A 25,119-nucleotide genomic window follows, 5' to 3' on the forward strand; every position below is an offset into this window, starting at 1 on the left:
CCTGTCAAATTGTCGGCTGAGGTGTTTTGGAAGCGTTATATCCACAACTCTACAGCGCAGGCGCGAAACCGTAAAGCCGAGCAAGCGTTGTCGGGGTCGGCAGGCATGAAAACCTCCCATGCGCCGGCGTGCATGGTACGATAGATTTCTGAACCTCAGCCACATATGTGTCCGGAGACCAGTGATGCCCCACCCCATGATATCAGCCAATCATGTTGCCGTGATCACCGGCGATGCCTCCGGCATCGGGCTTGCTGCCGCATTGCGGTTTGCCGAGGCCGGCATGAAGGTCTGCATCGCCGATCTCGGCGACGACCGGCTGAAGGCGGCTGCGACGAAACTGTCATCTGCGGCGCCCGGCGGTACGGCTGATATCATGACGGCAGCGGTCGACGTCAGCCGCCCCGACGAGGTCGCAAACCTCGAGGCCGCCGTCGCGAAGAAATTCGGCGGCACCGACATCCTGATGAACAATGCCGGCATCCAGCCCGGCAGCGCGATGTTCGGGCCCGCAGACAATTGGCAGCGCATCCTCGGCGTCAATCTGTGGGGCGTGATCAACGGCACCCAGGCCTTCGTACCCAACATGATCAAGCGCGGCCGGCCCGGCCTGATCGTCAACACCGGCTCCAAACAGGGCATCACCACGCCGCCGGGCGATCCTGCCTATAACGTCTCAAAGGCCGGCGTGAAGGCGTTCACCGAGGCGCTGCAGCACGAGCTGCGCAACACCGACGGCTGCAAGCTCACGGCGCACCTGTTGATCCCGGGCTTCGTCTTCACCGGGCTGACCGCGCGTGGCCGCACCGAGAAGCCGGCTGGCGCCTGGACCGCGGAGCAGACCGTCGACTTCATGATCGAGCGCCTCGCCGCCGGCGATTTCTACATCCTCTGCCCCGACAACGACGTGCCGCGCGCACTTGACGAACGCCGCATCCTGTGGGCCGCCGGCGACATCGTCGAGAACCGCCCGCCGCTGTCGCGCTGGCACAAGGATTACGGCGAAGCGTTCGCCGCATTCGTGAAAGGGAAGTGAAATCGTATGATAGGTACCGCTTCGTTCCACCCATCGCCACTATCACCGTCATCCTGAGGAGCCGCGAAGCGGCGTCTCGAAGGATCGACGGCCACCAGCCGGGCCGTGCATCCTTCGAGACGCGCGCAAGAGCGCGCTCCTCAGGATGACGGGATGCGCTAGGCCCGCCTACAGCGTTTCCTGCTTGTGGTCGCAGTTCTTGCAGGTGAACTTGACGCGGGACTGGCCCTTTTCCGCCTGCACCCGGTTCGGCGCGCCGCACTTGCCGCAGACCGCCTCGATCCGGGTGGTGCCCTGCTTGATGACCAGGTTCCGCTTTTCCATGGTCTCGCGGATCAGGCGCTCGGCCTCCTCGCGCAACGATTGCTTCGACATCATCCCCACCGGTCATTGGTCAGCGGGCGGCGTCATAGCACGACCGCGTGAAGCTTTGACAGCGGGTATCGCGCTCTTTTTGTGAGCGCACCCTAGATCATGATGCGTTTCCACGGAATCGCATCATGATCTCATCTCTTTGTTTGAGCATGATCTTTTCGGAAAACCGGTTTCCACTTTTCCGGATCATGCTCTAGAATGATCAGTTGCTCGACCGGCAACCGGAAATGCCGGGGTTTCAACGGTTTTGCCGGCCGGCCGACGCGGAACACGTTGACGAGGCGCAGCTCGGCGCCGATCCGGCCAAGTTTTCGCAGCCGATCGTTGAAGCCGGGATGATCCGCCAACGCCGAAATCGGGCATGCCGCGAAGCCGGCGCGATCGATCTCCAGCCAGCTGCGATAGAAATGCCGCCCCGTCGTGAGTGGATCCTCACCGACCGGACGGCAGAACAGCACGATCGCCGCGGCGGCGTCGAAGGCCGCTTTGCGATCGCCCTCGCGGATCTCGAGCGTCATTTGGCCTCCGGGGTCAACGCCAGCAGCCGCCTGACCAGCGCCAGCGCGGTTTCGGTGGCGGGATCGGCTGCGGTCACCGGCACCGCCAGCACGATCAGATCGAGCGGATCGTGCGCGAGCACGATGAGATGGGTGGCGCTGTTGGCCGTCATCAGCGAGATGAGGCGCTCGGCGGCCGGGTCGGTCGGCGACAGGCCCCACGGCGCGTCGGGACGGCGCAGCACGCGCCGCGTCGACAGGACGTCGCGCAGCAGCGGCGGATCGTAGAGCGCAAGATCGCTTTCGCGGAAGCGCTGCGCGCTTTCGAAGATCGGGTGCCGCGCCAGCTCGGCGATCAACTGCTCGCGGGTCTGCGCCGGCGAGGCCGCGACCGAATTGAGCACGCCCGGCTCCTGGGATTCGAACAGCGCGCGCAGCGCGTCGGTCATCAGCCCGATGGTCAGCACGCCGGCGATCGCGACCGCGACGAACCGCACCATCTGCGCGGCATCGACATCAGGCGCCATGAAGCTGGCGGCGAGCCCGAGCAGGCCGGACGAGATCAGCCGCAGCGCCATCATCGCAAGCCCGTGGCGGCGGGTCTCGGCGCCGCCGCCGGCGATCAGCATCACGGTCACCGTGAGCAGCGCCCCCAGCGCGCCGAGCCGCACCGGGATGTCGGGAAACAGCGTGCGGAAATCGGTCAGGATGAACGGGATCACCACCAGCGCGCCGACCGCCATGCGGCCGATGCTGCGGTTCTCCGAGGCCATCAGCGAAGCGCGGTCGCGCGTCGCCAGCAGCAGAGCGCAGGTGGCGAAGCCTGCGAGCTGAAACAGCGCCAGCGCGATCGCATAGGGCATCGCAAGGCCTTGCAGCCCGAACGCGCCGCCGAGGCCGAGCAGGACGCCGCCGGCGAGCGCCGCGATCTTGACCGCGCGCGGCGCGTGACGGCGCAGGATGCCTTCGGTGACGATCAGCGCACCGAGCGGGATCAGCGCGGCCGGAATCACCGAGAGGCGGTCGAGCACAAAGCTCCCGCTCCACCACGCCAGGCCGCGGTCGAGGAACAGGGTCGCGATCACGCCGAGCGCGAGCAGCAGGCGGCGGGTCAGCGGGCTCCTGGGATCGCGGCGATAGAACGTCATCATCGCCACCGCGACGCCGATGGCGCCGCAGAGATTGACGATGGAATCGGCGATCACCCCTGATGTCATTTGCCGCTCGTCAACTCGTCGATCGCGCGTCGCACCAGCGGGCGCATCAGGGCGGCGACCAGCGCATTGCGCGGCTTCTCGATCGCCGGCCGATGCGGGTTGAGAAACCAGCCGCGGCAATCGGTGCCGGAGCTGCGGCCGAGGATCAGCGCGACCGCCTCATAGGCCATCAGCATGCCGGTCGAGATCACCATCGGCGCGAACGACATCCGGCTGCGGCGGCCGGCGGCGACTTCGCGGGCGATCGCGAGGTCGACATAGTTGCGCGATGAGGAGTGCAGCATCACGTGCTCGATCTCAGCCCGCATCGCGGCGCGGCGATCGTCGTCGGTGATCTCGGTCCAGTCCTTGCCTGTTGTCGGAAAGCCGAGGCGTTGCTCCGGCCGTGGATCGTGCGGGCGCACCACGATCACCGACGGCAATGGCGACATATAGGCGTCGATCACGGTTGCATCGGCGGCTTTCGCGGTCCGGTACAGATGCACGCCGGCGGCGATGTCGTCCATGCCGTTGACGATCACAGGGCATCGTTCGGCGATCCCCGCGAGCTTGCTGGTCCAGTTCTCGCCGAGCACCTCGACCTCGATGGTCGGGTTGATCCGCTTGGCAGCTTCGGCGGCGACCGCCGCCTTCTCGCGGCCAACCTCGTCGGCGAAGGCGAACACCTGGCGGTTGAGGTTGGAGACCTCGAAGCGATCGATGTCGGCGATCACGAACTTGCCGATGCCGGCGCGCGCCAGCGCCATGAAGGCCGCACCGCCCATGCCGCCGACGCCGCAGACGAACACCCGCGCCTGCCGCAAGAGCTGCTGCTCATGCTCGTCGATGAAGCCGATGTTGCGGCCGGTGAAGGAGTAATAGTCGAAATTCATCGCACGGCCCCGTTCTCCTGCCGGCGCGGCCGCAAGGTGCCAAAGGCGCGGCTGTCGTCCAGCCAGTAGACCACCGGCAGCACCAGCCGCTGCAGCGCCAGCATCGCGGACGCCGCGAGCAGCGCCGGCAGCGAGCCCGACGGCACCTCGCTCATGACGTAACGGCGCGCGCCGGCCAGATCGATGCGGCCGAGCTGCAGCACATCGTCGCCGCGGCCGTAATCCAGCTCGCGCTCGCAGAACTCGTTGTAGATCGCGTTGCGATGTTTCGGCGCGATCTCGAAAGTCTTTTTCAGCGCGTCCGAGCCGCCGGTATAGGCATTGGTGATGACCGAGCGCGCCTCGTCGAAGCCGGCCTCCTCGCCGACACCGAACACCGCGCGATGTTTGGCCATGATGCCGCGGGCCAGTTGCAGATGCGCGAAGCTCTGCCGCGCACCTGATAGCGGCGATGGGAACACGTCGGAGAAGGTGTCGCTGACCATGCCGACCACCGCCGGCACCTGGGTGACATTGGAGATCCATTTCGGCCGCAGCCCGTCGCGGGCGAACAGCACCAGCGCGGTCAGGCCGTAGAGCACCCAGGGCAGCCCCTGCCCGCGCACATCGGGATCGACCATCACGAGGCCGAGATGGGTCACTTCAGTCGGCTCGCCGTCGAGCGGCACGTCGATCACCGACAGCGCGTTGAAGGCGATCGGCCGGCCGGTGTCTTCCTCCGAGATCAAGGTGACGACGGCACGCGACAGCCGTTCCGGCTCGCCGGAGAAGATTCCATAGGTCAGGCTCTCCTCGGGCAGCGTCTTGGCGGCGACGGTGCGCAGCTGCGCGACCAACGCGTCGAGTTCGTCCTTCGGCAGCGACAGGCCCGGCGATTCGACGATGCGGGTGCGCTGCCCGGCTTGGGTGCGCAAAGTGAGATCGATGGTCGGTTGCGACAGCGCCTTCAGCCAGAAGCCGGCATGGCCGCGCAAGCCGTCAAAGGCCGCGCGCGCCTTCGCTAGGCACTTGGTGCCGCGCGAAGCCGGGGTCGGATTGTCGGTGGACGCCATTTCTCTGTCCCTCGGGCGCGATCTCTGCACTCCGGCCTGTTAAGGAGCCATGAGCGCAACCTGACGGCGTTCGCCGCAGGGTAAACAAGGCCTTCCGGAAACGGAACAAGTTGGCGGCAAGAGGCCCGCGACCTATCCATCGTCATTGCGAGAAGCTCGGCAGTGTGCGTGCTCCTTCTCCGTCACCCTGAGGTGCGAGCGCAGCGAGCCTCGAAGGGTCGACGGCCACCAACCGGGCCGTGCATCCTTCGAGACGCGCTTCGCGCTCCTCAGGATGACGGTTTGAGAAATTGTAGCGAGCGGCCTCCTCACGCCGTCGTCCTGGCGAATGCCAGGACCCATAACCACCGAGTTCGATTGAGAGTACGATAGTGGCCCCCGCGTCGCACAACACCAAGCGATTGGGGTAATGGGTCCTGGCTTTCGCCAGGACGACACTGAATACATTCACACCCTCTCAGGATGACGGGATTACCAGGTCTGGCCCCGATCGGCGCAAGCGTCTGAGGCAAAGCGGCGGGTTCAAGATACCCGCCACTTCGTCCTGGCCCCTGGGCTCACGCCGCCTTGGAGACTTCCATCAGCAGGCGCTCGGCCTTGGCGTCCTCGATGCGGTTGACGAACTTGCTGCTCTCGTAATTGTCGCGCACCGTCTTGGTCAGCGTCACGCAGGTCTGGACCAGCATCACGATGCCCATCGTCAGATAGCCCTTCATCCAGAGGTCGATCGGCAGGAAGAACACGCCGACGCCGACGAGGAAGGCGGAGGCCGCGAAGGACGCGTAGGTGAAGGTCACCCAGCTGCTGCTGTGGGGTTGAATGGTCTGGTTCATAATCGTCTCCTTGATGTGATGTGGTTTGAAGTTGGCGTGGTTTCAGGCTCGAGGTCAGGCTGCGTTCGGGCGCTTGGCTTTCAGCCGCGCCAGCACGTCGTCGGCGGTCGATTTCATGCGCGGGCCAAAACCCTGCTCGGCAAGCTTCTCGGCGGTGGCCAGCGGACCGGAGGCGGTATCGATCTCGAACAGCGCGTCATCGGCCGCCTGCATCTCGATCTGCCGCTCGCGCAGCCGCTTCAGCGTCGCCTCGGCTTCCGGCAGCGTCGACTCATACGGCCGCGCCGCCTCGATGCCGCTCCGGCGCAGCGAGCGCACCGCCTCCGAGGCGCGAGCCAGCCGGCGGCCGCGATCGAGCTCGGCGATGCGCGCCTCGGCATTGGCGACGTGGCGCTTCAGCCGGGTAATCTCGGTCGCGAACAGCGTCCGCGCGGTCATCGCGGCATCGCGTTCGGCCTCGAGATTGGCGATCGCCTGCGCGGCTTCGCGGGCGAGATCCTCCCGGCCGCCCTCGAGCGCCGCCGACGCGCGCACCTCGAGATCGGCGATCCTGCCGTTGGTGGCCTCGAGCCGTCGGCCTTCCTGCTGGTCGCCGGCGATGGCGAGCGCCAGCGACCGCTTCGAGCGCTCGACCGCGGCGGCGGCATCGCGCATCTGCTGGTCGAGGATGACCAGCGCGGTGCGGTCTTGCAGTTCCTCTTCGGCCACCGCAACGGTGCCGCGGAATAGTGTGAAAACAGTTTTGAACATTTCATCGCTCCCTGTTATGAGCATTGCTCATGGGTCTCTTGTACCACATAATGAGCGACGCTCAATAATTATTTGAGCACCGCTCACGCATGTGGTTAATGATGGGTAAAACATGTCCAAAGCATTGGAACGACGTGCAAAATTGCGCGAAGCGCTGATCGAGGCGGCGGAACGGGCGATTGCGGCAAAGGGCCTCGGCGGGCTGAAGACCCGCGAACTGGCCCAGGAAATCGGTGTGGCCAATGGCGGCGTCTACAATCTGGTCGAGGATGTCGACGAGCTGATCCTGCGGGTCGGCTCGCGCACGCTGGCCCGGCTGGATGCTTCGCTGTCGCTGGCCGAGATCGGCGCGGCGGCGGCCCCGCGCGAGATGCTGGTGCGGATCGCGGTCGCCTATTGCGACTTCGCGGCCGACAATCTCGAACTGTGGCGTGCGCTGTTCGAGCATCGCATGCAGCCCGGAAAGCCGGTGCCGGAATGGGCGATCACCGAGCAGATGGAATTGTTCCGCCACATCTACAAGCCGCTCGCCGTACTGTTCCCGCAGCGTTCGCCGGCGCAACTCGGCGTCACCGCGCGCAGCCTGTTCTCCGCCGTGCACGGCATGGTCGCGCTCGGGCTGGAGCACAAGCTGATCGCAGTGCCGATCGGCCAATTGCGCAGCGAGATCGCGACCTTGACGCGCGCGATGGTCGAGGGGCTGACGGCGAAGAAGGACTAGTGTCCCGAATCTGAAGTTGGCATCATTTGCCGCACCTTCGGAGCGAACTTCAGGTTCGATCAGGACACTAGCAAACTTATGCGGGTGCGGCGAAGCCCTTGCCTCCCCTGCTGCCACGTTGCAGGATTCCTGCGCCGAAACCTCGAGCAGTGGGCCTTGCATGAAAACGCGTATCGTGGTCGCCGCAGTGGCGCTCCTCCTTGCAGTATCAGAAGTCACGCCGGCGCTGTCGGCGCAGCCCACGCCGGAATGCTCGATGTCGGTGACATTGGCGGATTGGGGCGAGAACTCGAGCGGCGATATTGACGTCGCCTCGGGCGAGAGCTGCCAGATCCCGATCGGGATCCGCGGCACGGTGACGGACTCCGCGATCTCGCAGAAGCCGGCCTATGGCAAATTGAAGAAGATCAACGCATCGACCTTCGAGTACCGGGCGAAGGCCAAGTACAAGGGCAATGATACGTTTGCCATCAAGGCGACGGGTCAGGGACCGAAGGCGTCCGGCACCTCGGTCATCACCGTGCGCGCGACGATCAAGTAGTCGCGCGCCGGGCCAACCCAGCGCGCGACGATTGCTTGCGGATCGGACGGAGGGGCGGTCTCAAGATCTCGATAATTTTGCATATTTGCCGAGGTCTGGCTTAGTAGGGGCCATGAATGATTTTACCCAGGCGCTGGACCTGGCTGCCAGCCTTATCGGCCATTTTGACCCGGAGCTACGCCAGATCGTCGGCCTGTCGCTTGGCGTCAGCCTGACGGCGAGCTTGTTTACCTTCGTGATCGGGGCGCCGATCGGTACGGCGCTGGCCATCTACCGGATCCGGGGCAGAGTTGCGTTGATCGTCGTCGTCAATGCGCTTCTGGGATTACCGCCGGTCGTGGTGGGGCTTGCTGTTTACCTCCTGCTGTCCCGATCGGGGCCGTTGGGCGCGCTTGGGATTTTGTTTACGCCAACCGCCATGGTGATCGCGCAGGCCATTCTCGGCCTTCCGATCGTCATTGCACTGGTGCACCGGACGATGGTGGATGTCTGGGCTCGTTACGGCGATGCCCTTCTCGTCGATGGCGCGTCGCGCTTGCGCGCCACCTGGACGCTCATGGCGATCGGACGCGACGGGCTCCTAACCGCGTTTCTCGCGGCATTCGGCCGGGCGATCGCAGAGGTTGGCGCGATCATCATCGTCGGCGGCAATGTGCGCGGTCATACGCGCACCATGACCACTGCCATCGCATTGGAGACCAGCAAGGGAGAGCTAAGCCTTGCGCTTGCGCTCGGCATCATCCTCATCATCCTGTCGATGACCGTGAGCGCGTTGAGCTTTCTGATCGGACGCATCTTCGCCGGTCGCTGAAGCGCCAAATGATATTGTTGTTCAAAGGGAGATCGCTCGATGAAGCACCGGTCCGGCTCACTTCGCATCCTCGCAATCGTCGCGCTTGCCGCGTTTGGTTGGCAGACCTTCACGCAGCCGGGCTGGGCGGAAGATCAGACAATTGTCGTGGCGTCGACGACATCAACCCAGGATTCCGGACTGTTCGGTTACCTGCTCCCGATCGTCAAGCAGAGGGTTGGTCTCGAGGTGAAGGTGCTGGCACAAGGCACCGGTCAGGCGCTTGACACCGCGCGCCGCGGCGATGCCGACGTGGTGTTCGTTCATGCCAGATCGGCCGAGGAGAAGTTCCTTGCGGAGGGATTCGGCGTGAAGCGTTATCCCGTGATGTATAACGACTTCGTGGTCATCGGTCCGAAGGACGATCCCGCAGACGTCAAGGGCAAGGATGTCCTCAGCGCGCTGCAAACCATCAAGACCGGAGCCGCGCCGTTCGTTTCCCGCGGCGATCATTCCGGCACCCATATTGCGGAGCTGAAGCTTTGGAAAGAGGCCGGCATCGACATCGTGAACGACCGCGGCTCCTGGTACAAGGAAATCGGCCAGGGCATGGGTGCGGCGCTGAACATGGCCTCTGCGTCGAGCGCCTATGTGCTGTCCGACCGCGGCACATGGTTGGCGTTCCAAAATCGCGGCGACCTGGCAGTCCTCGTTGAAAGCGACAAGCGGCTGTTCAATCAGTACGGGGTGATGCTGGTCAATCCGGTCAAGCATCCCACGGTGAAGAAGGAAGCCGGCCAACGCTTCATCGACTTTCTGATTTCACCGGAGGGACAGAGCGCGATCGCCGGCTACAGGATCAACGGCCAGCAGCTCTTTTATCCCAATGCGAATGATCCCAATGCTTGACGGCGGTCCGGCTGCGTTCCGCACCCTCTCGCGAATGTGAATATATGATGAACATCATCCTATTGATGTGAGGAACCCGCTGACCATTTACGGATTGGCCTGACGTGGGCGTCCGGAATTGGGAACCAGATGAACAAATCGCGCTTGCGTGTGACGCTCACCGTGCTTACCGCCCTGCTGTCGACGCCGGCAATCGGCCCGTCCCGGGCCCATGATCACGACCATCCCGAATTGAACGGCTGGTATGAGAGCCTGCACAGCGGAAAAGGGCCCTGCTGCGACGGGACCGACGCGACGCGCGTCGATGACGCCGATTGGGACACCAAGGACGGCCACTACCGTGTTCGCCTGGACGGCGAATGGGTCGACGTTCCCGATGAGGCCGTCGTCACCGGACCTAATCGCGCCGGCCACACCATGGTCTGGCCGTATTACCTGAACGGCCACCCGAGGCCGCGCTGCTTCATGCCGGGCAGCATGGGCTGAGCGCCAGTGCAGGGCTCCTGCGGTTGAATGCGGTCGATCAGAGATCGAGCTGGATGCGATTCTCGCCATCGCCCTCCGGCTTCGCCGGCACGGCGCAGCAGATCAGCACCTCCCCATCGGCCACTTCGGCAGTCGGCTGCTTCAGATAGGTCACCGCGCCGGCCTGCAATCGGGTCCGGCAGCTTCCGCAATTGCCTTCCCGGCAACTGAACGCGGGGCTGAGACCGCGCGCCTCCGCGAGCTCGAGCAGCGTTCCCGACTCCGGCGTCCAGCGCGCTTCCTTCATCGACGCGGTGAAGGCGACCGGCACCGGCGCGGTCGCCGGCGGTCGCCGGGGCGATGCCGTACTGGCGACGTCCGGCTTCCTCACCAGTGACGAAGGGCCGAACGCCTCGGCATGGATCCTGTTGTCGGCAATGTTGTAGCCGCGCAGGGCATCGTAGAGCGATTGGGTGAATTGCGGCGGCCCGCACAGATAGAAGTCGTAGTCGTTGAATGGCAACACACGTGACAGCAGCGCCATGTCGATCCGCCCCGCGACATCGTAGTCGGTGCCTTGCTCGGCGCCGTCGATGTCACTGAGCACCCGGATGATCCGCACGGCACCGCCGGCGGCATCGGCGAGTTGCTGCAACTCGTCGCCGAACGCCCGCTCGGCCCTGGCATGCGCGGCCTGAAACAGGTAGGTCGGCCTGATGCCGCGGGTGCGCAGCCCCTCATAGACCACGTGGCGCAGCATCGCGAGCAGCGGCGTGATGCCGACACCGCCGGCGAGCAGCACGGCGGGGCGCTTCTCCCGCGCATCGATCGTGAAGCCGCCGGCCGGCGCGCGGGCTTCGATGATGTCGCCGACATGAATGGTGTCATGGAGATGCTGCGACGCCAGGCCGTCGCGCTTGACGCTGATGCGGTACATGCCATCCGACGGCGCGACCGACAGCGTGTAGGTGCGGATCACCGGCTTGTCACCGCCGGGCAACACGACGCGGATCGGCAGATGCTGCCCCGCCAGATGGGGAAGCCGCCCTGCTCCATCATCCGGTTGCAGATGAAACGAGCGGATCGCGTGGCTCTCGTCGACGATCCTGGTCACCTTGAACGGACGCCACTGCGTCGCAAGCTCGCTTGCGCGGATGCGGTCGGCGGCCTGCGCCCAGTCGCCGGTCATCAGCGCATTCGGCGACCAGCCGTCGGCCCGGAACGCCCAGCGTAGCGGCAGGGCGTCACGCCGGCGCACCACGCGGCGAGCGCGGAAGCTCCACAGACGTTCGGCGCCCTGAAACGCTGCGATGTCAGGCGAGTCCAGGATCACCTCGGCGTCGCCAGTCAATTGCAGCAGGTCGCCGGTCTCGAAATCGGCGAACACCAGCCCGGCCTTGCCGTTGACGAGGATGTTGCCGAGCGTGTTGAAGAACAGATTGCCGGCAAAATCGGGGATCGTCAGCGTGCCGTCATCGGCAACGCGGACGAAGCCCGCTTTGCCGCCGCGATGCGAGACATCGACCTGGCGGCGGTCCTCGCGCTCGGCATAGGACGCGACGAAGAACGTATCCGCCGCCTTGATCATATCGCGCGCGGCCTGATCGAGCGTCGCGCTTTGCTCGATCGCTCCCGTGAACGGCTGATCCGGCGCGCGCACGAAGCTGAAATCGCGCAACTGGATATATTGCGGACAATTGCCAAAGCTTTGATCGAGCTCGAAGCTGAGCGCCTTGCCGGATGCGCGCAGCAGCCCGTTGGCACGGTTGCGCCGCCTTGTGTGCAATTCGATTCCCAATACTGCGATCGCATCGCCCTCGCGCATGCCCGCGCTGACGGGATCGGAGGGGTCGGGCCGCGCATCGATCTCGAGGCTGTGCGGGGTCGGCGAAGAAATGAAGCCGGGACGGCCGGCCAGCAGCGAGGCCCATGCGTCGCCGCTGCGGTCCACGCTGCCGACGACGATGAAGGGAATCTGCGCGAAGAACTCGCGATGCTGGTCGGGCATGAAGTCGCGCACCGCGCGCTGGCCGACTGCCTCCATCTTCTCGGCGACGCCGGCCTTCTGCTGGATCGCCTTCTCGCCGGCATGCCAGGCCGGCAGCTTGCTCTTGGTTCGCCTGTCGCTCATCGCCTCGCCCTCCCGTCTCAGAGCTTGACGGGCGCGCCGTCAAGGCACGCCCGGTCAGCCTGTCACGCAGCCGCCGCCAAACCGACGGGCGTCTTGGCAAAGGGCACGAAGCCCGGCAGTGCCTCGATCCGGCGCAGGAAGGCGTTGACGCGTGCATAGGCCGAGAGATCGACATTGCCTTCGGGCGCGCTCGACAGATAGCTGTACAGCGCCACATCGGCGACCGTCGGCGCCGTGCCGACCAACCAGTCGCGATCGGCAAGATGCGCTTCGAGCCGCTTCAGCAGGACATGGGCGCGGGCGATCACTTCGTCTGGATCGCGCTTTGCGCCGAACACAGTGATGAGCCGCGCCGCGGCAGGACCGAACGCAAGATCGCCGGCGGCGACCGACAGCCAGCGCTGCACGGCGGCGGCGCCCTTCGCGTCCTGCGGCAGCCAGTCGGTGCGGCCGAGCTTGGTCGCGAGATAGACCAGGATCGCGTTGGAGTCAGGAATGATGGTGCCGCCGTCGTCGAGCACCGGCACCTGACCGAACGGATTGAGCGCGAGGTATTCCGGCGTCTTCTGCGCGGCAGACTTCAGGTCCACCTCGACAAGTTCGTGCGGAATGCCCAGCAGAGACATGAACAACCGCGCGCGATGCGCGTGGCCGGAGAGAGCAAAGTGATAGAGCTTCATGATGCAGTTCCTGATGTCGTGGGCGGGGTGATCCCCGGCCGGACCTCAAGATGGCGCATTGCAGATGATATTATAATTGACGCAAATGGCACTTCATTATTGCAATATTCACAACAATCCGGTTTACGGGCTTGTCCTCGGGCGTGACGAGTTTGAGAGGAGCATCCGCTACACCTCGACGATCACGTAATTGTCCTCGATGTGCACCGGAAACGTCTCGGCGACATACGGCCCCTTCCGCAACTCGGCGCCGCTCTCCACCGCGACCGGATAGGAGCGGATCCTGAACCGGGTCGGATCGAACCAGGACTGGCCGTTGCGGATGTCGAATTCCCAGCCGTGCCACGGACAGCGCAGCATCTCGCCGACGCGGTCGCGCTGATAGATGCCGGGCTCCGGCGAGGTCAGGCGCGCGACGCAGGCCGCCTTCTCCAGCGGCGCGCCCTCATGCGGACAGCGATTGAGCAGCGCGAAGAACTCGCCATTGACGTGGAACACGACGATGTCACGGCCCTCGAGGCCGAAGACCTTGTTGCCGCCTGAGGGGATTTCACTGGTACGCGCGACGATGTGACGGGTCATCTAGTCCTCATAGCGTTTTCAAGCGAAGTGACCTTCCGGTTCGCTTGAGGAAAACGCGTCAAAACAAGAGTCAAAATTTGTAAACCGCGCGGGCGTTGGCATTGAAGATCTTGCGGCGCTCGGCGTCCGTCAGCGGCGTCTTGAAGGCGTAGCGCGCGTCGTCATAGTCCCAGTGCGGATAGTCCGACGAGAACAATAGCCGGTCGATGCCGACCCATTCGATCAGCTGGCGCAGGTGCCTCGCCTCATCGGGCTCGTCGATCGGCTGGGTGGTGAACCAGAAATTCTGCTTCACATATTCGCTCGGCTTGCGCTTGAGGTGCGGCACCTCGCTGCGGAAGCGCTCGAAATGCTGGTCCATTCGCCACATCGTCGCCGGGATCCAGCCGAAGCCGCCCTCGATGAACACGATCTTCAGTTTCGGGAAGCGCTCGGGGACGCCTTCCAGCACCAGGCTCGTGAGGTTCGAGGCCACCGTGTGCGCATTCGACTGGTGCTCCTCGCAATAATAGGACGGCCAGCCGCCGCCGGTCGGCGCGTGCCCGCCATAGCCGCCGACATGGATGCCGAGCGGCAGATCGAGCTCTTGCGCGCGTTCATAGATCGGCCAGTAGCGGCGGCGGCCGAGCGGCTCGTTGGCGCGCGGCGAGACATTGATCTGGATGTACTCGCCTGTCTTGGCGCAGCGCTCGATCTCGGCGAGGCCGAGGTCGGAGCCGTCCTGCCCGACCAGGATCGAGGCCTTCAGCCTGGGATCGCGGTGCGCCCAGAAGGCGAGCTGCCAGTCGTTGATGGCGCGCTGGATCGCGGCGCCGAATTCCAGATTCTGCTGCGAGAAGATGAAGAGGTCGAGCACCTGCAAAATGCCGAACTCGACATCGAACGGATCGAGGTGCTGCTTGCGCATGAAATCGAGATCGGAGCCGGGCACGCCGCCGGTCGGCGGCCAGGCATCGCGCCGCGCGATCAAGGGCGACGAGCGCGGATAAGGCGTGGTGCCGATATAGGGCGTGCGCAGATGGCTGCCGTATTCTTTCAGATGCTGCTGCCAGCGCTTCGGCAGGAATTGGTTGAGGTCGCTATGCGAATGGATGCTCGGATGGATGTCGCAATCGATGATCCTGAGCCGTGTCGCGGCGGCCTTCTCCTGGTCGAGCATCGGGCGGTCGATGACGTCACTCATGCGATCCTCCATTGAATCCGGTCTGTGTAGTCGTCACCTCTCCCCATCGGGGAGAGGTCGGATTGCATCGCTAGATGCAATCCGGGTGAGGGCTTTGCGGTCCCTCGCGAGATCTGAGCCCTCTCACCCGACGCTGCGCGTCGACCTCTCCCCGTTAGGGAGAGGTGTGACACCGCCGATGTAGCGTCGAGCTTCGTCATGGTCAGGCGCCGAGCTTTAGGCGTGGAAACGTCTCCAGCGGATTATCCTCGCACATCCGCCTGACGATGCGGTCAGGTAGATGCGGCGGGACTGGATCGTCGCCGTCGAACTGCCAGTGCGGATAGTCGGACGCGAACAGGAACATCTTGTCGGAGCCGATCTGGTCGATGATGTCGGCGACCGCAGTTGCATCCATCGGCGCGTCGAACGGCTGCATGGTGACGCGGAAATGGTCGCGTATGATCGCGGCCGGCTCGCGCTCCACCCACGGCACCTCGACGCGCACGCCGCGCCAGGTCTTGTTGGCGCGCCACATGAACGCCGGCAGCCAACTGACGCCGGACTCCATCAGCACCACGGTCAATCCGGGATACTTCCCGAACACGCCCTCATAGATCAGGCTCAAGGCCTGCGCCTGGAATGCCTGCGCTTCCGCCAGATAATATTCGTAGCGATAGGACGGCCAGCCAATCGAGCTCGGCGCGCCGCGGTAGGCGCTGCCGGCGTGGATCGCGATCGGCAGTCTGTACTTCTCGGCGGCCTGATAGATCGGCCAGTAATGTCGCCGCCCGAGCAGCGTCTCGTTTTGCGACGGCACCAGCACCGAGACGAAGCGGTTGTCGCCGGCGCGGCGCTCGATCTCCTCGACCGCAAGGTCCGGCGCCTGGATCGGCACCACGATCGAGGCGCGCAGCCGCGTGTCCTTCGCCAGCCATTCGGCGGCGATCCAGTCGTTGATCGCCTTGCAGAAGTCCGCCGCCATGTAGCAATCGAACACCGCCTGCGCGCCATAGACGACGTTGCAGATGGCGTGGCTGGCGCCGAGTTGGTCGAACGCGCCGCGCTGCACCATGGCAAGATCGCTGCCCGGCTTGCTGCCGTCGGCCGGCCGCCAGTCGGCGCGGCCGGACAGCGGCATCGACGGCGGATAGGAATTGAGGTCGAGCCCGTCGATGGCGCGGCTGACCACCTGTTCCCTCCAGTGATCGCTGAGATAAGGCAGCAGCGTGGTGCGCGTTCCCCCCACCGCGGGATGGATGTCGCAGTCGATGCGCGTGGCCGCCATGGCGTTCCTCGGGATTGTCTTTTGTCTTCATTGTTGGCGGCATCGCTGCCACAAGACGGACTGTGCCGCCGATGGCACGATCGCGCAAGCCGCTCCACGCGGGGCCGCCCTGCCCTGTGCGCGCAGCCCCCCTCACGCGAAGTTGCGGGACGCCATGTGAATGGCATCACCCTTTCAGTCTGCGAGACGTGCTAGCGATTCCGCGCCCGAAAATGCGCCGCAACTGGAGACGGGAATGAGGCTTGGAATCAGACTTGGCACAAGACTTGGCATGGGACTTGGCCGATTGACGATCCTGGCAAGTTCATTGTCGCTGGCCTCGACCGCGGCCTGGGCCGCACCCGCGACCACATCCGGCTCGGTCGCGCTGGCGCTCGCCGGCGTGGTGGCGCCCTATTCGCCGCTGCCGGCCAAGCAGAAGAAGGCGGTCGCCACGTTCTTCAACGGCGACAGCAATGTCCGTATCAGCAAAAAGATCGTCGTCACCGCCGACAAGGTGGTCTGCCGCGCCAGCAATGTCGACATCACCTCGCGCTCCTGCGCACTGACCTTCGGCAGCAGGACCCACACCGTGAAGGGACGCGAAGCCAACGCGATCTTCGCCACCGTGGCGCTGGCCGGCGTGCCCAGCGACGGCGCCGCCGGCACCATCTACGAGGCACTGTCGAAACTATCCTGCACGCTCGATCCGGCTGCGATCAAGGACAAGGCCGGTGGTGGCGCCGATTGCAGCTTCGAGCCGGGGAACTAGAGCTGGATCGGCTTGGCGATCTCGGTTCACCTCTCCCCGTTGGGGAGAGGTCGGATTGCCTCTGGCGACGCGAAGCATCGTCCAGTGCAATCCGGGTGAGGGCTCTTGCTCTCTCGTGGACCGCCCCCCGATTTGCTACGCAAATCGACCTCTCCCAAGGGAGAGCTCAACCTCATCTCATCAGGCTTTGGTTCTCTTCAACGACGACGCCCAGCCTTGCGGCGACGCGGCGCGCGGTCTCCTCGCGCTGGGCCGTGATCGCGCGCGTCGCCTGCCGGGTCCGGTGCAGGATCTCGGGCGGCGCGGTCTCCGGCGTGCCGCTGTCGAACGGCGGCTCCGGCGCATAGGCCATATAGAGCTGGATCGCCCGCGCCGCGTCGTCGCCGCGCAGTTCGGCCGCCAGCCGCAACGCGCCATCGATGCCGGCGGTGACGCCGGCGGCAAAGACAAAGCTTCCGTCCACAACCACGCGCTCGTTCACCGGCGTGGCGCCGAACAACGGCAGCAGATGAAACGACGCCCAATGCGTCGTCGCCCTGCGCCCCTTCAAGAGCCCGGCCGCGCCGCACAGCAGCGCCCCGGTGCAGACCGAGAACAGGCGGCAGGCGCCTGCTGCCTGTTCGCGGATCCAGCGCAGGACCTCCTCGTCCTCCATCAGCGCTTCCTGACCGAATCCGCCGGGCACATGCAGCACGTCGAGCGGCGGTGCTTCGGCCAGCGTGGCATCCGGCGTCAGCCGCAATCCCTTGAGGTCGCGGACCGGCGCCATGGTCTTGGCGTAGATGCGGTAGGTCGAATTCGGAATCCGCGACAGCACCTCAAACGGACCGGTCAAATCGATCTGATCGATGTCTTCGAACAGCAGCGACCCGATCCGCAAGTGGACATCATGAGCGATCATCAAACTTCCCTCGAGCTTTCCTTGCACTATGGACAAAGCAGATCTAGCGCGGCACGTTTCGGCGATGACGCCAAAGCCCCCACATTCTCCGCCAAAAGCGCGCCGCGCGATCGAAGTGCTGGCCTATCCGGCGGTGCAACTGCTCGACGTCACCGGGCCGTTGCAGGTGTTCGCCTCCGTCAACGCGCTGTCGGCCAAGGCAGGCAATGCCGAGCCCTACGAGGTCCGCGTCGTTGCGAAGGATGGTCCGACCATCCAGGCATCAGCCGGCGTCGGGCTCGCGGTGAATCCATTGCCAAGCATCGGCAGCGCGGTCGACACACTGGTGATTCCGGGCGGCGACGGCGTCAACGCCGCGGCGGCGGATGCCGTGCTGGTCGACTGGGTGCGCAAACGCGCAGGCGACGCACGCCGCACCGCGTCGGTCTGTACCGGCGCGTTCCTGCTCGCCGCGTCGGGCGCGCTCGATGGCCGTCGCGCCGTGACCCATTGGGGATTCTGGCAGGATCTCGCCGAGCGCTTTCCCGAGGTCCGCGTCGAGTCCGATCCGATCTTCGTGCGCGACGGATCGTTCTGGACCTCGGCCGGCGTCACCTCCGGCATCGATCTGGCATTGGCGCTGGTGGAGGACGACCTCGGCCGCGCAACGGCGCTCGCCGTCGCGCGCTATCTCGTGGTGTTTCTCAAGCGGCCCGGCGGACAGGCGCAGTTCAGCGAGGTGCTGTCGCTGCAAACGACCGACGACAGGTTCGGCGCGCTGCATGACTGGATCAGCGGCCATCTCGCCGGCGACCTCTCGCTTGCGACGCTGGCGAAACAGGCCGGCATGAGCGAGCGCAGCTTCAGCCGACACTATGCCGATGCGACCGGGCTGACGCCGGCACGCACGATCGAGCGGCTGCGGGTCGAGGGCGCGCGCCACCTGCTTTCAGAGACCCGCCTGCCGATCAAGCGGATTTCACAGCGATGCGGCTTCGGCTCCGAGGAGACGATGCGCCGCAGCTTCCTGCGCTTGCTGGCGACCACGCCGCAGGACTACCGCGCCAGATTTGCGGGCTAAGACGTACTCAAATCGAGCGGCGGGCCTCGCTTCACCTCGCCCCGCTTGCGGGGAGAGGTCGGAATGCATCGTCAGATGCATTCCGGGTGAGGGGGCGTCTCCGCAAGCGCGACTAGCACCGCATGCGCGGAGACAGCCCCTCACCCCAACCCTCTCCCCGTAAAAACGGGAGAGGGAGTACAGCACCGTCGCCATTGATGTCGGCTCAACCGTTCCAGGCATGCGCCTGCAACGCCGGCTCCAGCGGCGGATTGGTCACGCTGCCGGTGTAGTTGGTGATGGTCGATGCCGCTACGATGTTGATCACCTCAAGCACGAGATCCCTGGGGAATCCGGCCGCCAGGAATCGCTCGATCTCGTCTTCGTCGAGCCGGCCGCGCTTTTCGATCAGCGACCTCGCCAATGTCGAGAGCGCGCCGAGCTGCCTGTCGGCGGGCAAGCGTCCGGCGCGTATCGCGTCGACATCGGCCGCAGCCAGGCCGGCCTCCAAGCCAAGCGCGGAATGCAGTGCGACCGCCCAGGTGCAGCGATTGGTCACCGCGTCGGTGAGCAGGACGGTCTGGATCTGCTGCTCGGTGAAGCTGCCGCCGTGTACCTTGTCGAAGATGCCGATGAAGCTCTGGATTAGCACGGGCGACGTCGCCATCGTCGCCGCAAGGTTGGGGATCATGCCAAACCGCGCCTCGACGTCACGCAGCGAGGACTTCGCGGCTTCAGGGGCGGAATCGTGCGTATGGACAGGAAAACGGGCCATTGGAACTGCCTTTCACTGTGGTGATTGACCGGAAGCCGTGGGCGCAACTGGGCCGTTGCGATCGACGCGCGGGCAGCCGGGATCGATACAGGCTATCTAGCCGCGCCGGAGCGCGCGCGTTCGCCAAACTGCCCACATTCCGCGCCACCGGAGACATCAGGTGCGCAACGCGCCATCAAACCGCGGCGCGGTCCTTCACCCGCCGCGTCACAATGGCGAGCAGGCGGCCGAGCGTGCCGGCGGCGGGGCCCTTCTTGCGCGCCAGCGCCAACGGCGCGACCAGGCCGGTGGCGCGGTCGAGGCGGAGATAGGAGACGCCCGCGGTCTCCAGCCGCGCCATCGATTCCGGCACGATCGAAATCCCGAGCCCGGCCGCGACAAGGCTCAGCGTCGACACCATCCGGCTCGCCTCCTGCGCCACCTTCGGACTGAAGCCCGCCGCACGGCAGCCGGCGATGATGCTGTCGTAGAGGCCGGGCCCGGTCGGGCGGCGGTAGAGGATTAGCGGCTCGTCGGCGAGCGAGGCCAGCGTAATCCGCCGGCGCGCGTCCTTGCGGGCGCGCGGATGATGGTCGGGCAACGCCACCAGCATCTCCTCGTCGAGCAGATGCGTGATCGTGAAATTCTCCAGCCGCTCGCTCGGCGACCGCACGAAGGCGGCATCGAGCCGGTCGGCCTCGACGGCTTCGATCAGCTCGCCGGTCGAAGCCTCTTCGAGCGACAGCGTGATCGCCGGCGCCCGTTCGCGCATCTCGCGCATCACCCCGGTGACGAAAGGATGGAACGCGGCCGATGACGTGAAGCCGATCGCGAGCTGGCCCTCCTGGCCGCGGCTGGCGCGGCGCGCGGCTTCGACGGCAAGCTCGACGTCGCGCAGGATCGCGCGCGCCTTGCCGACGAAGGCGCGGCCGGCGGCGGTGAGCTCGACGCCGCGGGGCTGGCGGCGGAACAGCGGGGCACCGATCGCAACTTCCAGCGCGCGGATCTGCTGGCTCAGCGGCGGCTGCTGGATGCCGAGCCGGGCGGCGGCGCGGGTGATGTGGCCCTCCTCGGCGACCGCGACGGCATAGCGGAGATGGCGCAGTTCGATCATCAGGACGATCCATATCTCATCGATATGCAAATTCATCCATCCATATATTGGATATTTGGCACGCCGCCAACTAAAGTCAGCTCAAGAACGAACGAACCGGAGCCGCCCGCCGATGGACGCCATACCCGCCGCGCCGACCACCAAGCATGTCGCGCCCGATGTCGGCGAGTTGTTCACGGGCTTCTTCATCCTCGGACTGACCGGCTTCGGCGGCGTGCTGCCCTTGGCGCGCCACATGATGGTGGAGAAGCGCGGCTGGCTCTCCAGTGCCGAGTTCACCGACCTGCTCGGGCTCTGCCAGTTCCTGCCCGGCGGCAACATCATCAACATGTCGGTCGCGGTCGGGTTGAAGTTTCGCGGTATTCCCGGCGCGTTGGCTTCGATCCTCGGGCTGATCGCGGTGCCGACCGCTGTCGTGATCGGGCTCGGCGCGATCTATGGCCGCTTCGCCGACGACCCGGTCGTCCGTCATTTGTTCGGCGGCCTCGCCGCCGCCGCAGCCGGCCTTCTGATATCCACCGCGATCAAGATCGCCTGGCCGTTGCGCCGCGATGTGCTCGGCCTGTTCATCGGTGCGCTCTGCGTGCTGGCGATCGCGGTGTTCAGATTGCCACTGCTGCCGACACTGCTGGCGCTCGCGCCGCTCAGCATTTTCCTGCGGTCGAGGCAGGCGTCATGACCGCAACCCTCGTCACGCTCGCGCTGATCTTCGCCGAACTCTCGCTGCTCGCCTTTGGCGGCGGCAACACCATCCTGCCCGAGATGCAGCGTCAGGTGGTCGACATCCATCACTGGATGACGGCGCAGGAATTCAGCGCGCTGTTCGCGCTGGCGCAGGCCGCCCCGGGGCCGAACATGATGGTGGTCCCGCTCGTCGGCTGGCATGTCGCGGGCTTTTCCGGCGTGCTGGTGACCTCGCTCGCCAAGTTCGGGCCGTCGTCGCTGGTCACCGGCTTCGCGCTTCAGCTCTGGGAACGCTTCAAGGACCGGCCGTGGCGCCGCACCGTGCAGGCCGGGCTGGTGCCGGTCACCGCAGGCCTCGTCACCGCCAGCGCCATCGTCATCACCCACGCCTCGACCTCGAGCTGGGGCACCATCCTGATCGCGGCCGGCGTCGCGATCGCCACCACTGCGACCCGCGTCCACCCACTGATCGCGCTCGCCGCCGGCGCGATACTCGGCCTCACCGGCATCGGCCAGCCCTGATCACGGTGTATCCACATGAGGCCGACATCGCGCTCAGCCGCATCTCGGTGCTGACGCCGGTCGGCACCGCAGTGATCGGATTGTCGGTCGTCCAGACCATCCATTTCCAGACCCCGAGCCAGCAGACCCGTGCGGTGACGATTCTGGCGGTGCACGAAGACTAGCGGCACAGGCTCTCCACATCGACGTGATGGAGCCACCGGCGGATGGGCTCCCTCCCCCCTTGCGGGGGAGGGTTGGGGAGAGGGGTGCCACACGACGTGCTCTCTCCGGATTTGTAACGGCGACAAGCTGAACGCAATTGCGCGACTGGAGCCATCGTCGATCATCTCACCCGGGGCCACCCCTCTCCCCACCCTCTCCCGCAAGGGGAGAGGGAGCCTGACTGGCGTGCTCACCTCACGCAACCTCACGCAATAAGGTGCGATATTCGGGCACGGCGTCGGCGCAGCCGCGCACCTTACGCGGCCAGATGGCACTGCCCCATCTCGAGGCCATGCCGGCGTCCGCGCGCGATGCCTTCGGCGATTGCCTTGACGACGATGTCGGCGTCGTCGGGCGAGAGATGATCGAGCGGCTGCCAGGCGCGCATGATGTCGCGTGCGCGATCGAGGTCGCCGTAGATTGCGAGGAGAGGAAGCGATTTGTTCGGCATGTCGGTAGCTCCCAACCGCAGCTGCGCCAGCCTAGCGCAGCCGGATCGGCCGAGCCATGCGTTCGGCAGCCGCGATCCCGCACTTTGCCGATCGCCGATGCATGGCGAGGGCACCAATGCCCCCGCCATCGCACGTTCCGCTACTGGGCGCTGGAGCCGCCCTGCACGATCTTCTCGTTCAGCTTCTGATCGACGGTCTCGACGGTTTTGTCGATCTCGGCGCTGGGCGTGCCGAGCTGGTGCGAGATCAGCTTCACCAGGAGGTCGACCCGCTCGATAAACGGCGCGCCGGCGGCGACCGCGCGGGCCGCCGAGGACGGCTTGAGCAGGCTTTCCGCCGCCTTGGCGTATTTCGCGAACGGCACCTGGTCGGCCGGATCGGCGCCGAGCTTGCGCGCAATGCCGTCGACATGGTCGTAGATTGCCTGCGAGCGGTTGAGGTCGCCGTGCACGGCGTCGCGGATCGATTGCGGCTCTGTCGGCGTGATGCAGCGATAATTGCCGGTCAGCAGCATGGACCACTTTGCCAGCGGCACGAACAGCGACGAGAAAACCTTCAGCTTCACCGGCACGTCCTGGGCGTCCAGCGTCACCGCGTCGATGTCGGCTTCGAGTTCGCGCAGCACCTTGTTGTGCTTGTCGTCGGCGAAAACGGCAGCCTTGAAGTTGGTCGGCAGGCCGACATGCAGCACGTTGGCCTTCTCCTCCGGCGGCCGGAACGCCTGCGGATCCGGCGAGCACAGCGTGACGAGACCCGGCTCGAAGCGCTCCCATACCTGCGCGTTGGTGTAGGCTTCTTCGAGATCCATGCCGGCGAGCGCGGGGATCCGCTTCAGATACGGCAGCGGCGGCATGTTCATGATCGACAGGCAGGGCAGCTTCGCCGCCGCGATCTTGATCATCAGCACGCGCACGGTGTGGTTGGTGTATTGCGGCTCCTGCATCGCCAGCCCGACCATGTCGTAGCGCGACAAATCGACGTCGGCGGGCGTCACGGCGTCGAGCTTGCCCGGCAGGTCGCGCGAGAAGATCGAGCGGTGCTCCTTCTCGTCGCGCAGCTTGATGCGGACCTCGGTGCCTTCGCGATTGATCAGGTCGGCGGTGTTCTTGCGGCACACCAGGGACACGTTGTGCCCCGCCATCAAGAGCTTGGTCCCCAGCAGGGAGCCGTAGGAAGCTCCAAGGATCAGAATATTGCGCGCCATGCTCTGTTAAGCCCTTCTCTCCAAAATCCTGCCCTGAGGGTGATGCCGGCTGATGCCCGGTCGATATTGGCCGTCCAGCGTGTCTCCGGTCCGGCGTCCGCCCAATCACCCCTCGGACAACACGATCCGGCTGGTGTATGGTATGCCACCGTCTATCGCAGATCGACAAGCGGCTGCCAAGGGGATTATCTCGGGGATTATCTCGCCTGCGGACTTTCGTTCCCCGACCAGGAAGGGCATTCGAGCTTGCAAGTCGCCGCCGATCTCACGGACCGGGCTGAAGAAATCCTCGTCTCGGCGTCCCGGCTGTTTGCCCGCCACTCCTATGCGAATGTGACGATGGAGCAGGTCGCGGCGTCGGTCCGGGCAGTGCCGGGCGCGCTGTACCACTATTTCCGCGACAAGGAAGATCTGATCTTCCACTGCTATCTGCGGGGCCTCGCAATCTACCGGTACGAGATCGAGGCGGCCGCCGAGCCCGGGGTCGACGGGCTCGAGATCGTCAGGCGCTTCGTGCGCGGCCGGCTGCGGCCGGAAGGCCAGCGCATGATCCTGTTCACCGATATCGATGCGCTGGCTGCGCCCTACAGCAGCGAAGTTCATGCCAGGCGCTGGCAGAATGCCGCGCGGCTCGCGGACATTCTGAAGCGGGGCGTCGCGGACGGCTCGATCGCCTGCGACGAACCGCTGCTCACGGCGGTGGCGCTGATCTCGATCCTGGACTGGGTGCCGTTCTGGCTGTCGGAACGCGACTACTACACGCGGCAACAGGCGATCGATGCGATCGACGACATCATCACGCATGGCGTCTACCGGCGCGAGATCGCTCTACCCGCGATGCCCAAACCGCTCAGCCTTGCGCCATTCCTGGAATCACGTGCCGCGTTGACCAAGCGGGCCGCGAAGTTCGACAGGATGCTGTCGATCGCTTCGGACAGCTTCAACCGGCGAGGCGCGTCGGGCACGTCGCTCGAGAGCATCGCGGCCGATGCCGGCATGACCCGCGCCGGCATCTACTATCATTTCAGCGAAAAGGAGAGCCTGCTGCTGGCCTGCCTGCGACGCGGACTCGCCGGCGAGGTCAGCATCCGCGAGCATCTGCAAGCGCACAGCCTCGGCGCATTCGACCACATCGTACAGCGAATCCGCCTGCTGCTGATGCTGCACGACACGCCCCGCGGGCCGAAGGCGACCTACCACAACATCAACTATCTCAACGACGCTGACCGCAAGGCCTATGTCGGCGACGTGCTGGCGACGATCCGGCAGGACCAGAACAGCTATCAGCGCTGGATCGACGAGGGCCGCTTCCGCCACATCGATACATATTTCGCAGAGCGCATCCTCACCGGCATGGGGCATTGGTATCCGATCTGGTTCAGGACCAGGCGGGACTGGACTCCGATACAGATCGCCGATCATTTCGCGTGGCTGTTCCTCGCGGGCCTCAAGCCGCGCCGAACCGCTTCTCCTTACCCCTGAAAAGGGTAAGGTCGGGATGAGGTCGGCCGCGGGCGATGCTGTATGATGAGAGAGCCGGTTTGGAGTGGGAGCGGTCGGCGTCAGTTCCAACAGCGAACCAGTACGAACGCG

The 25,119-nt window shown here is 65.3% G+C and carries 29 protein-coding genes; 12 read left to right on the plus strand and 17 right to left on the minus strand.

Features of this window, described 5'->3' with window-relative positions:
- The first annotated feature begins 184 nt into the window (after positions 1–184).
- Positions 185–1,036, plus strand: a complete 852-nt coding sequence (locus ACVIW0_RS32880; RefSeq protein WP_461356139.1) for an SDR family NAD(P)-dependent oxidoreductase — start codon at positions 185–187, stop codon at positions 1,034–1,036.
- Positions 1,037–1,204: 168 nt separating this feature from the next.
- Here ACVIW0_RS32880 and ACVIW0_RS32885 read toward each other — a convergent pair whose 3' ends face one another.
- From ACVIW0_RS32885 to ACVIW0_RS32915, 7 genes are all read right to left on the minus strand, one after another.
- Positions 1,205–1,411, minus strand: a complete 207-nt coding sequence (locus ACVIW0_RS32885; protein ID WP_024581255.1) for a hypothetical protein — start codon at positions 1,409–1,411, stop codon at positions 1,205–1,207.
- Between the two features lie 131 nt (positions 1,412–1,542).
- The gene (locus ACVIW0_RS32890; protein ID WP_461356140.1) at positions 1,543–1,929 is read right to left on the minus strand and encodes a hypothetical protein; all 387 of its coding nucleotides are present in this window, start codon (positions 1,927–1,929) and stop codon (positions 1,543–1,545) included.
- Positions 1,926–3,125, minus strand: a complete 1,200-nt coding sequence (locus ACVIW0_RS32895; RefSeq protein ID WP_461356141.1) for a hypothetical protein — start codon at positions 3,123–3,125, stop codon at positions 1,926–1,928. Before ACVIW0_RS32895 ends, ACVIW0_RS32890 begins: the two co-directional genes overlap by 4 nt.
- Positions 3,122–3,997, minus strand: a complete 876-nt coding sequence (locus ACVIW0_RS32900; protein WP_461356142.1) for a HesA/MoeB/ThiF family protein — start codon at positions 3,995–3,997, stop codon at positions 3,122–3,124. The genes ACVIW0_RS32895 and ACVIW0_RS32900 overlap by 4 nt, the downstream gene beginning before the upstream one ends.
- Positions 3,994–5,049 carry a hypothetical protein gene (locus ACVIW0_RS32905; protein ID WP_461356143.1) on the minus strand — a complete coding sequence of 352 codons (1,056 nt, stop codon included), beginning with the start codon at positions 5,047–5,049 and terminating at the stop codon, positions 3,994–3,996. The genes ACVIW0_RS32900 and ACVIW0_RS32905 overlap by 4 nt, the downstream gene beginning before the upstream one ends.
- Positions 5,050–5,606: 557 nt before the next feature.
- Positions 5,607–5,882, minus strand: a complete 276-nt coding sequence (locus ACVIW0_RS32910; RefSeq protein WP_461356144.1) for a YiaA/YiaB family inner membrane protein — start codon at positions 5,880–5,882, stop codon at positions 5,607–5,609.
- Between the two features lie 54 nt (positions 5,883–5,936).
- Positions 5,937–6,632 (minus strand): PspA/IM30 family protein, encoded by a 696-nt coding sequence (locus tag ACVIW0_RS32915; RefSeq protein WP_461356145.1) that lies wholly within the window; start codon positions 6,630–6,632, stop codon positions 5,937–5,939.
- Positions 6,633–6,744: 112 nt separating this feature from the next.
- Here ACVIW0_RS32915 and ACVIW0_RS32920 point away from each other — a divergent pair, with 112 nt between their 5' ends.
- The 5 genes from ACVIW0_RS32920 to ACVIW0_RS32940 all read left to right on the plus strand — a co-directional run bounded on the left by ACVIW0_RS32920 (position 6,745) and on the right by ACVIW0_RS32940 (position 10,079).
- Positions 6,745–7,353: a TetR/AcrR family transcriptional regulator gene (locus ACVIW0_RS32920; protein ID WP_461356146.1), complete on the plus strand. Its 609-nt coding sequence runs from the start codon at positions 6,745–6,747 to the stop codon at positions 7,351–7,353.
- A gap of 160 nt (positions 7,354–7,513) precedes the next feature.
- The gene (locus ACVIW0_RS32925) at positions 7,514–7,894 is read left to right on the plus strand and encodes a hypothetical protein (protein ID WP_461356147.1); all 381 of its coding nucleotides are present in this window, start codon (positions 7,514–7,516) and stop codon (positions 7,892–7,894) included.
- Positions 7,895–8,006: 112 nt separating this feature from the next.
- Entirely contained in the window at positions 8,007–8,705 is a 699-nt protein-coding gene (locus ACVIW0_RS32930) for an ABC transporter permease (RefSeq protein WP_461356148.1), read from the plus strand.
- 39 nt (positions 8,706–8,744) lie between these two features.
- Positions 8,745–9,593, plus strand: coding sequence for an ABC transporter substrate-binding protein (locus ACVIW0_RS32935; protein WP_461356149.1), 849 nt, complete (start codon positions 8,745–8,747; stop codon positions 9,591–9,593).
- 129 nt (positions 9,594–9,722) lie between these two features.
- A complete protein-coding gene (locus ACVIW0_RS32940; protein WP_461356150.1) occupies positions 9,723–10,079 on the plus strand; it encodes a hypothetical protein in 357 nt (118 codons plus the stop codon).
- A 37-nt stretch (positions 10,080–10,116) separates the two neighbouring features.
- Here the strand turns inward: ACVIW0_RS32940 and ACVIW0_RS32945 are convergent, their stop codons facing one another.
- The 5 genes from ACVIW0_RS32945 to ACVIW0_RS32965 form a co-directional block, all read right to left on the minus strand.
- Positions 10,117–12,189: an FAD-binding oxidoreductase gene (locus tag ACVIW0_RS32945; RefSeq protein ID WP_461356151.1), complete on the minus strand. Its 2,073-nt coding sequence runs from the start codon at positions 12,187–12,189 to the stop codon at positions 10,117–10,119.
- 62 nt (positions 12,190–12,251) lie between these two features.
- Positions 12,252–12,869 carry a glutathione S-transferase family protein gene (locus ACVIW0_RS32950; protein WP_461356152.1) on the minus strand — a complete coding sequence of 206 codons (618 nt, stop codon included), beginning with the start codon at positions 12,867–12,869 and terminating at the stop codon, positions 12,252–12,254.
- Positions 12,870–13,037: 168 nt separating this feature from the next.
- A complete protein-coding gene (locus ACVIW0_RS32955) occupies positions 13,038–13,451 on the minus strand; it encodes a Rieske (2Fe-2S) protein (protein WP_461356153.1) in 414 nt (137 codons plus the stop codon).
- Positions 13,452–13,521: 70 nt separating this feature from the next.
- Positions 13,522–14,634: an amidohydrolase family protein gene (locus tag ACVIW0_RS32960; RefSeq protein ID WP_461356154.1), complete on the minus strand. Its 1,113-nt coding sequence runs from the start codon at positions 14,632–14,634 to the stop codon at positions 13,522–13,524.
- 202 nt (positions 14,635–14,836) lie between these two features.
- Positions 14,837–15,901, minus strand: coding sequence for an amidohydrolase family protein (locus ACVIW0_RS32965; protein WP_461356155.1), 1,065 nt, complete (start codon positions 15,899–15,901; stop codon positions 14,837–14,839).
- Positions 15,902–16,172: 271 nt separating this feature from the next.
- Here ACVIW0_RS32965 and ACVIW0_RS32970 point away from each other — a divergent pair, with 271 nt between their 5' ends.
- Complete coding sequence (locus ACVIW0_RS32970) at positions 16,173–16,652, plus strand: hypothetical protein (protein ID WP_461357491.1); 480 nt, start codon at positions 16,173–16,175, stop codon at positions 16,650–16,652.
- 172 nt (positions 16,653–16,824) lie between these two features.
- Here the strand turns inward: ACVIW0_RS32970 and ACVIW0_RS32975 are convergent, their stop codons facing one another.
- Entirely contained in the window at positions 16,825–17,553 is a 729-nt protein-coding gene (locus ACVIW0_RS32975) for a DJ-1/PfpI family protein (RefSeq protein ID WP_461356156.1), read from the minus strand.
- Between the two features lie 64 nt (positions 17,554–17,617).
- Between ACVIW0_RS32975 and ACVIW0_RS32980 the strand changes: the two genes are divergently transcribed.
- Positions 17,618–18,613, plus strand: a complete 996-nt coding sequence (locus ACVIW0_RS32980) for a GlxA family transcriptional regulator (RefSeq protein WP_461356157.1) — start codon at positions 17,618–17,620, stop codon at positions 18,611–18,613.
- Positions 18,614–18,818: 205 nt separating this feature from the next.
- On the opposite strand, the gene ACVIW0_RS32985 is transcribed toward ACVIW0_RS32980, so the two are convergent.
- Complete coding sequence (locus ACVIW0_RS32985; protein WP_461356158.1) at positions 18,819–19,367, minus strand: carboxymuconolactone decarboxylase family protein; 549 nt, start codon at positions 19,365–19,367, stop codon at positions 18,819–18,821.
- Positions 19,368–19,542: 175 nt separating this feature from the next.
- A complete protein-coding gene (locus ACVIW0_RS32990) occupies positions 19,543–20,457 on the minus strand; it encodes a LysR family transcriptional regulator (RefSeq protein ID WP_461357492.1) in 915 nt (304 codons plus the stop codon).
- 115 nt (positions 20,458–20,572) lie between these two features.
- Here ACVIW0_RS32990 and ACVIW0_RS32995 point away from each other — a divergent pair, with 115 nt between their 5' ends.
- Genes ACVIW0_RS32995 through ACVIW0_RS33005 form a run of 3 tightly spaced genes read left to right on the plus strand, consistent with a single transcriptional unit; the run spans position 20,573 to position 21,830 of the window.
- Positions 20,573–21,139 carry a chromate transporter gene (locus ACVIW0_RS32995; RefSeq protein ID WP_461356159.1) on the plus strand — a complete coding sequence of 189 codons (567 nt, stop codon included), beginning with the start codon at positions 20,573–20,575 and terminating at the stop codon, positions 21,137–21,139.
- The gene (locus ACVIW0_RS33000; RefSeq protein ID WP_461356160.1) at positions 21,136–21,666 is read left to right on the plus strand and encodes a chromate transporter; all 531 of its coding nucleotides are present in this window, start codon (positions 21,136–21,138) and stop codon (positions 21,664–21,666) included. Before ACVIW0_RS32995 ends, ACVIW0_RS33000 begins: the two co-directional genes overlap by 4 nt.
- Before the next feature lie 5 nt (positions 21,667–21,671).
- Positions 21,672–21,830 (plus strand): GreA/GreB family elongation factor, encoded by a 159-nt coding sequence (locus tag ACVIW0_RS33005; RefSeq protein ID WP_461356161.1) that lies wholly within the window; start codon positions 21,672–21,674, stop codon positions 21,828–21,830.
- Positions 21,831–22,126: 296 nt separating this feature from the next.
- Here the strand turns inward: ACVIW0_RS33005 and ACVIW0_RS33010 are convergent, their stop codons facing one another.
- Complete coding sequence (locus ACVIW0_RS33010) at positions 22,127–22,321, minus strand: hypothetical protein (RefSeq protein WP_461356162.1); 195 nt, start codon at positions 22,319–22,321, stop codon at positions 22,127–22,129.
- 140 nt (positions 22,322–22,461) lie between these two features.
- Complete coding sequence (locus ACVIW0_RS33015) at positions 22,462–23,526, minus strand: ketopantoate reductase family protein (RefSeq protein WP_461356163.1); 1,065 nt, start codon at positions 23,524–23,526, stop codon at positions 22,462–22,464.
- 246 nt (positions 23,527–23,772) lie between these two features.
- On the opposite strand from ACVIW0_RS33015, the gene ACVIW0_RS33020 reads away from it, so the two are divergent.
- On the plus strand, positions 23,773–25,008 hold the full coding sequence (locus ACVIW0_RS33020) for a TetR/AcrR family transcriptional regulator (RefSeq protein WP_461356164.1): 1,236 nt from the start codon (positions 23,773–23,775) through the stop codon (positions 25,006–25,008).
- Positions 25,009–25,119: the final 111 nt, after the last annotated feature.

The sequence above is a fragment of the Bradyrhizobium sp. USDA 4454 genome (assembly GCF_054822705.1).